The organism is Micromonospora sp. 4G55, from assembly GCF_016803375.1.
This window is the reverse complement of sequence record NZ_JAEVHN010000350.1, coordinates 1-6,393: the sequence shown is the minus strand read 5'-3', so window position 1 is coordinate 6,393 and position 6,393 is coordinate 1. Positions and strand designations below refer to the sequence as shown.

Here is a 6,393-nt window from a genome sequence, read left to right as displayed (position 1 = left end):
GGCGCTGCACCGGGCCGCGGACGCGCTGGCCGCGGCGGCGGACGAACTGGCCGGGGCGACGACGGCGGAGATGGGCAAGCCACTCGCCGACGCCCGGGGCGGTGTGGAGGCGGGCATCGGCACGCTGCGACAGTACGCCGAGTTGGGCCCGGTGCGGGGCGGGCGGACGCTGCACGGCGGCGCGCACGCCATCGACTTCATGGCGCCGGAGCCGCGCGGCGTGGTCGCCGCGATCACCCCGTGGAACGACCCGGTGGCGGTCTCCTGCGGGCTGCTCGGCGCGGCCCTGGTGACCGGCAACGTGGTGCTGTACAAGCCGAGCGAGCGGACCCCGGCCACCGGCTGGCTGCTGGCCCGGATCCTCGACGGCGCCCTGCCGGCCGGGGTGCTGTCCCTGCTGACCGGCGGTGCCGAGGTGGGCGCGGCGCTGGCCGCGCAGGAGGTGGACATGGTGGCCCACGTGGGCTCCACCGCCACCGGCCGGGCCATCGCGGCGGCCTGCGCCCGGACGGGTGCGAAGGCGCTGCTGGAGAACGGCGGCAGCGACCCGCTGATCGTCGACGCCGGGGTGGACCCGGTCTGGGCGGCCGGGCAGGCGGCGATCGGCTCGTTCGCCAACGCCGGCCAGATCTGCGTCGCCGTCGAGCGGATCTACGTGCACCGGGACGTGGCGGAGGACTTCGCCGACGCGCTGGTCGAGCGGGCGGCGGCACTGCGGATCGGCCCCGGCCGGGACCCCGCGACCGAGCTGGGCCCGCTGGTGGACCGGCGGCACCGCGACCACGTGCACGGCCAGGTGACCGCGGCGGTGGCCGAGGGGGCGACGCTGCGCACCGGGGGGGTGCTGCCGGAGGGGCCGGGGGCGTTCTACCCGGCGACGGTGGTCACCGGTTGCCGGCACGAGATGACGCTGGTCCGCGAGGAGACCTTCGGGCCGGTGGCCCCCGTGGTGGTGGTGGACTCGTTCAGCGAGGCGTTGCGGTGCGCCGCCGACTCTCCGTACGGGCTGGCCGGCACGGTGCTCACCGCCTCGATGAGCCACGCCCAGCGGGCCTGGCGGGAGCTGCCGGTGGGCACCGTCAAGGTGAACGCGGTGTTCGGCGGGGCGCCGGGCGGCGCCGCGCAGCCGCGCCGCGGCAGCGGCCAGGGCTTCGGGTACGGCCCGGAGCTGCTCGACGAGTTCAGCACGGTGAAGACGGTGCACCTGGAGGCCCCCGGCGGCGGCCACTGGTGAGCGGCAACGCGGGAGCCCGGGACCGTGTGGTCCCGGGCTCCCGTGCGTCGTGCCCCCGGCTCAGCGACCGCTGCGGGCCTTGGACTTCTCGCGGGCCTCCGCGGTCTGCCGGTTGTTCTCCTTCTCGATCGCCTTGACCAGTTCCGGCTTGGTCATCCGGGACCGGCCGGGTACGTCCAGCTTCTTGGCCACCTCCATCAGGTGGTCCTTCTTGGCGTTGGCGTCCACGCCGCCCGCCGTGGGAGCCCGTCGGGCCGGTCCGCCACCCTGCGCCTGGCGGTCGCTGGGTCCCTTGCGTCCCTTCGGCTCCCAGTGGTCGCCGACCTTCTCGAACTCGTGCTTGACCGCGGCGAACGCGGTGCGGTGCGCCCGCTCGCCCTCGCCGTACGTCTCCACCGCCGAGTCGTGCGTCTTCTCCCAGGTGCGCTGCGCCTTCTTCGGGGAGCGCCGCAGCGTGCTGGGCAGTACCTCGCGCCCGGGCATCTCGTCCTCCTCCGCGTCGATGTCTGCGTATGAACGGTTCCCCGGGCCCTGACCGGCAAACTCGCCCGCCGGGTTTGTCGATTTCCGGCACCGGGTACCGGCGGGGCCAGCGAGTGCCGGGTGCGCCGGCGGGGACGGGAGCGGGCGATGGCAGCGACGACGGAGCCGACCGCGGTCGCCGGTGGCCGGGACGGCCTGCGGGTCCCCCGCCGGGTACGCCAGCTGAGCTGGTCCACCTGGCGCGGGGTGCTGGTGCGCAGCGGGCGCAACTTCGTCAAGGACAACTGCGCGGACTGGGCGGCGGCGCTGACCTACTACGGCGTACTCGCGCTCTTCCCCTCCACCGTGGTGGTGGTCGCCCTCGTCGGCCTGGTCTCCGACGGCGAGCGCACCGTCGACACGGTGCTGGGGCTGGCCCGCGACATCGGCGCCGGCTCGGTGGTCGCCAACGACGGCTTCGTGTCGGTGGTGCGCACCGTGGTCGACCAGCAGAGCGGGGCGAAGGTGCTGCTCAGCTTCGGTCTGCTCGGCGCGCTCTGGTCGGCGTCCGGGTTCATCGGCGCGTTCACCCGGGCCTCAAACGCGATCTACGGGGTCGAGGAGGGGCGGCCGTTCTACCGGTTGCGCCCGCTGCAGATCGGCCTGGCGGCCGTGACGCTGATCCTGCTCGCCGTGGTGGCGCTCGGCCTGATCGTCAGCGGGCCGGTGACCGACGCGGTGGGCGATCTGCTGGGCGCCGGCGGGTTGGCCCGCACGGTGTGGAGCGTGGCCAAGTGGCCGGTGCTGGCGCTGGTGATGATGACGCTGCTGTCCCTGCTGTTCTGGATCGCCCCGAACGTCCGGCAGCCGAGGTTCCGCTGGCTGACCCCCGGCGGGGCGGTGGCCCTCCTCTCCTGGATCCTCGCCTCCGCCGGTTTCGGCCTGTACGTCGCGAACTTCGGCTCCTACGACGTCACGTACGGCAGCCTGGGCGCGGTCATCGCCTTCCTGGTCTGGCTCTACCTGTCCAACTGCGCGCTGATGTTCGGCGTGCAGATCAACGCCGAGCTGCAACGGGGTCGGGTGCTCCAGGCGGGGGCGGAGGATCCGGGCGAGCCGGTCCTGCCGCCGAAGGCCCCCGCCGATTCGTGACCGCGTGCCGGGTTCGGCGTTTCCCGGGGGCTGCCAGGGGTAGCACCACAGCATGGAACTGGAACGTGGCAGCAGCAAGCACGGACCGAGGCTCGACGAGCAGATGAGCCAGGAGGTCGCCGGCCTGGTCCAGGGCCCGGGCACCGGGGGCTCGCGCGCCGAGGAGTTCCGCGAGCCCGAGCCGGCCGGCGAGGACCAGCCGGGCGCCACCACGGCGCCGGCGGGTGAGCTGCGCAGCGGCGCCCCGAAGGGCATGAGCTCTCGGGACGTCGAGGACCGCAGCCGGCTCGGGCGGTTCATCACGATGACGGCCCTGCCGGGCGACCGCGAGAAGCTGATCGCCAACGCCCGCGAGAACCAGGCGCCCGCAGACCTCATCGAGGAGCTGGAGCGGCTGCCCGACGGTACGCGGTACCGCACCGTTTCCGAGGTGTGGGCCGCACTCGGTCACAAGAACGAGACGACCCGCTGGTGACCGGATCGGCCCACGATCCGGACGAACACCGGCGGCCAGAGGAGGAATGGTCATGAGCGGCGTTACCGAGCACGTGGACGTCTCCGTCCCGATCCGCACCGCGTACGACCAGTGGACCCAGTTCGAGGAGTTCCCCCAGTTCATGGAGGGGGTGCAGGAGGTCCGGCAGCTGACGGACACGATGACCCACTGGACCGTCGACATCGCCGGGGTCAAGCGTGAGTTCGACGCCGAGATCACCGAGCAGCTCCCCGACGAGCGGGTGGCCTGGAAGTCGACCGGCGGCACCCAGCAGGCCGGCGTGGTCACCTTCCACCGGCTCGCCGAGGGCAGGACGCGGGTCACCCTGCAGATGGACTTCGAGCCGCACGGCGTGGTGGAGAAGGCCGGCGACAAGCTGGGTGTGGTGGACCGGCGCGCCAAGGGCGACCTGGAGCGGTTCAAGCAGTTCATCGAGCGCCGCGGCCAGGAGACCGGCGCCTGGCGGGGCAAGGTGGACCGCCCGCAGCCGTGAGGCGCTCCCCCGGAACTCACGCATCCGATGGCCGCCGGTGGATCCGGCGGCCATCGCCGCGTCCGGGCCCGCCCGCCGGCCGTTTGCGATCATCCACCCCGGGTACGCCAAGGGGATGACGGAGAACGACGACAGGGTGTGGCGGGACGAGCAGAAGACCCCGCTGAGGGAACTGGACCGGGCGATCGCCCGCTCGACCATCGACGGGCAGGCCGACGACGTCACCGGCAACGACGCCGGCGAGGAGGCCGCCTTCGGGCACGGCCCCGAGGCGGTGGACCGGGGCGCCGGGCCGCAGGCCGAGCGGCGGGAGATGACCGACTCGGAGCGCGCGTACCGGCCGTCCACGACCGGCCGGACCGGCCCCGACACGCTCTGAGCCACGAGACCCCCCGGGCGGGACCGCCCGGGGGCGGACGTGTCCCCTCAGCCGGTGACGGCCACCGACCGGCGCCCGGCCAGGGCGTGCACGAGCAGCAGCAGCACCGCCAGCACGGTCAGCGCCGGCCCCAGCAACGCCACCGACGTGTGCCCGAACAGCACCCCGAGCCCGCCGGGGATCAGCGCCGCGCCGAGCCCGGCGCGGACCGCGTCGACCGGCGCGCCGTCGACAGTGAGCTGGTGCAGGGTACGCCCGGCGAGCAGGCCGGTCAGCAGCCAGTCGCCGAGGACGGGGTCGCTGCCGTGGTGCAGCAGCGGCGGGACGGGCACCTCCGGCGCCCGCGCGGCGACGAGCCGTAGGTAGCGCGCCTCGGCGGCGATCAGCCCCCGCTCGTAGCGCAGGAGCGGGACCTCGGGCGGCGGGCCGACCTTCAGCACCACGTCGCGTCCGTCGTCGAGGGTGGCCGACCAGACCGCGGCGAAACCGCCCCCGGCCAGCGGCGCGCAGTCGGTCACCGCGACGTCGGGGCCGAGGGAGGACGCGACGTACCGGCGCACCTGGTCGGGGTCGAGCAGGCGCTGGGTGGGGCTGCTCATCCGCCACTCCCGCCGTCGTCGGCGGCCCGGAGCGTGAGCACGCCCTGGGCGGATCGCGGTCGGTCGCGGAAACCGAGGGGACGGTCGGTGCGGCTCACCTGCGCACCGTATCGGGGCGGTCGCGGGTACGCCGCCCCGCACCGGCCGCGCCCGGCGGACGGCGGCGGCACCGCCGCCCATAGGCTGTTCACCGTGATGTGGCAGCGGTACGTCGCGATCGGCGACAGCACGACCGAAGGGCTCGACGACCCGGACGACGCCGGCGGCTACCGGGGCTGGGCGGACCGGTTCGCCGAGGCGGTGGCCCGGGAGCAGGGCGGCCTGGAGTACGCCAACCTGGCGATCCGGGGCCGGACCACCGCCCGCATCCTCGCCGAGCAGCTGCCGGTGGCCCTCGACCTGGCGCCGGACCTGTGCACGGTGGTGGCCGGCATGAACGACGTGCTGCGACCCTCGTTCGACGCGCGGCGGATCGCCGCGGACGTGGCGACGATGCAGCGGGCGCTGGTCGGCCAGGGCGCCACCGTGCTGACCTTCACGCTGCCCGATCCGGTGCCGGTGATGCCGCTGGCCCGCCCGCTGCGCGGCCGGGTGGTCATGCTCAACGCGGCGCTGCGGCGGGTCACCGCCGAGACCGGGGCCACCCTGCTGGACTTCGCCGCGCACCCGGTCGCCTCCGACCCCCGGCTGTGGAGCGAGGACCGACTGCACGCCAACAGCGCCGGCCACGAGCGGATCGCCGCGGCGCTCGCGTACACCGCCGGCCTGCCCGGGTACGACGACTCGTGGACCCGCCCCCTGGCGGTCGCGCCGCGGCGACGCGGGCACGAGGTGCTCCGCGCCGAGCTGGCCTGGACCCGGCGGCACCTGCTGCCGTGGCTGGCCCGGCACCTGCGCGGCCGCTCCTCGGGCGACGATCGGGTGGCGAAGCGCCCGGTGCCGCTGCCGGTCGAGCTGACCTGAGCGGACGGTCAGGGGCGGCCGGGGCCGGCCCGCGCCGGCATGATGGGCTGGTGGACCGTACCGAACGGGCAGCGCTGGCCGCCGAGACCGACCGCCTCGTCGCCGAGGGCCGGTACGGGCCGGTGTCGGCCGCCACCCTGCACCTGCCCGACGAGCCGCTGCCCGAGCCCGGCCCGGCGGGACCGTCCACGGTGGAGGTGACCGACGAGACGAGCCTCGCCGCCACCCGCCGGCTCGCCGGCACCGCCGACGGCCGGGTCGCCTGCCTCAACTTCGCCTCCGCGAAGAAACCCGGCGGCGGGTACGCCACCGGCGCGCACGCCCAGGAGGAAAGCCTGGCCCGGTCGTCGGCCCTGGCCGCCAGCCTGCGGACGGCGCCGGAGTTCTACGCGTACCACCGGGCCCGGCCGGATCCGGTCTACTCCGACCGGGTCGTCCACTCCCCCGACGTTCCGGTGTTCCGGGACGACTCGGGGCGGCTGATCGCGCCGTACCGGGTGACCTTTCTGACCGCGGCGGCGCCGAACGCCGGGGCGCTGCGCGCGCCGGTCGACCTGCCCGGGGTGCTGCGGCGCCGCGCCGGGCGGGTGCTCGGGGTGGCGCTGGCGCACGGAG

9 protein-coding genes are annotated in these 6,393 nt (G+C 75.1%); 7 read left to right on the top strand and 2 right to left on the bottom strand.

All coding sequences use genetic code 11. The features are described from left to right. Positions 1-1,234, top strand: a 1,234-nt coding sequence (locus JNW89_RS23890; RefSeq protein WP_238449186.1) for an aldehyde dehydrogenase, incomplete at its 5' end; no start/stop codon positions are given. Positions 1,235-1,294: 60 nt separating this feature from the next. Here the strand turns inward: JNW89_RS23890 and JNW89_RS23885 are convergent. Further along, positions 1,295-1,717: a ChaB family protein gene (locus JNW89_RS23885; RefSeq protein ID WP_238449187.1), complete on the bottom strand. Its 423-nt coding sequence runs from the start codon at positions 1,715-1,717 to the stop codon at positions 1,295-1,297. Between the two features lie 147 nt (positions 1,718-1,864). On the opposite strand from JNW89_RS23885, the gene JNW89_RS23880 reads away from it, so the two are divergent. The 4 genes from JNW89_RS23880 to JNW89_RS23865 all read left to right on the top strand — a co-directional run bounded on the left by JNW89_RS23880 (position 1,865) and on the right by JNW89_RS23865 (position 4,216). After that, positions 1,865-2,848 carry a YihY/virulence factor BrkB family protein gene (locus JNW89_RS23880; protein WP_238449188.1) on the top strand — a complete coding sequence of 328 codons (984 nt, stop codon included), beginning with the start codon at positions 1,865-1,867 and terminating at the stop codon, positions 2,846-2,848. Positions 2,849-2,906: 58 nt separating this feature from the next. Beyond that, positions 2,907-3,323 carry a DUF2795 domain-containing protein gene (locus tag JNW89_RS23875; RefSeq protein ID WP_154938983.1) on the top strand — a complete coding sequence of 139 codons (417 nt, stop codon included), beginning with the start codon at positions 2,907-2,909 and terminating at the stop codon, positions 3,321-3,323. A gap of 52 nt (positions 3,324-3,375) precedes the next feature. Beyond that, the gene (locus JNW89_RS23870) at positions 3,376-3,837 is read left to right on the top strand and encodes an SRPBCC family protein (RefSeq protein WP_238449189.1); all 462 of its coding nucleotides are present in this window, start codon (positions 3,376-3,378) and stop codon (positions 3,835-3,837) included. A gap of 115 nt (positions 3,838-3,952) precedes the next feature. Then, positions 3,953-4,216, top strand: coding sequence for a hypothetical protein (locus JNW89_RS23865; protein ID WP_238450580.1), 264 nt, complete (start codon positions 3,953-3,955; stop codon positions 4,214-4,216). Between the two features lie 47 nt (positions 4,217-4,263). Here JNW89_RS23865 and JNW89_RS23860 read toward each other — a convergent pair whose 3' ends face one another. After that, a complete protein-coding gene (locus JNW89_RS23860; RefSeq protein WP_238450579.1) occupies positions 4,264-4,815 on the bottom strand; it encodes a phosphotransferase family protein in 552 nt (183 codons plus the stop codon). A gap of 87 nt (positions 4,816-4,902) precedes the next feature. Between JNW89_RS23860 and JNW89_RS23855 the strand changes: the two genes are divergently transcribed. After that, entirely contained in the window at positions 4,903-5,778 is an 876-nt protein-coding gene (locus tag JNW89_RS23855) for an SGNH/GDSL hydrolase family protein (RefSeq protein WP_238450578.1), read from the top strand. Between the two features lie 50 nt (positions 5,779-5,828). Next, on the top strand, positions 5,829-6,393 hold a 565-nt coding region (locus JNW89_RS23850; protein ID WP_238450577.1), incomplete at its 3' end, for a TIGR02452 family protein.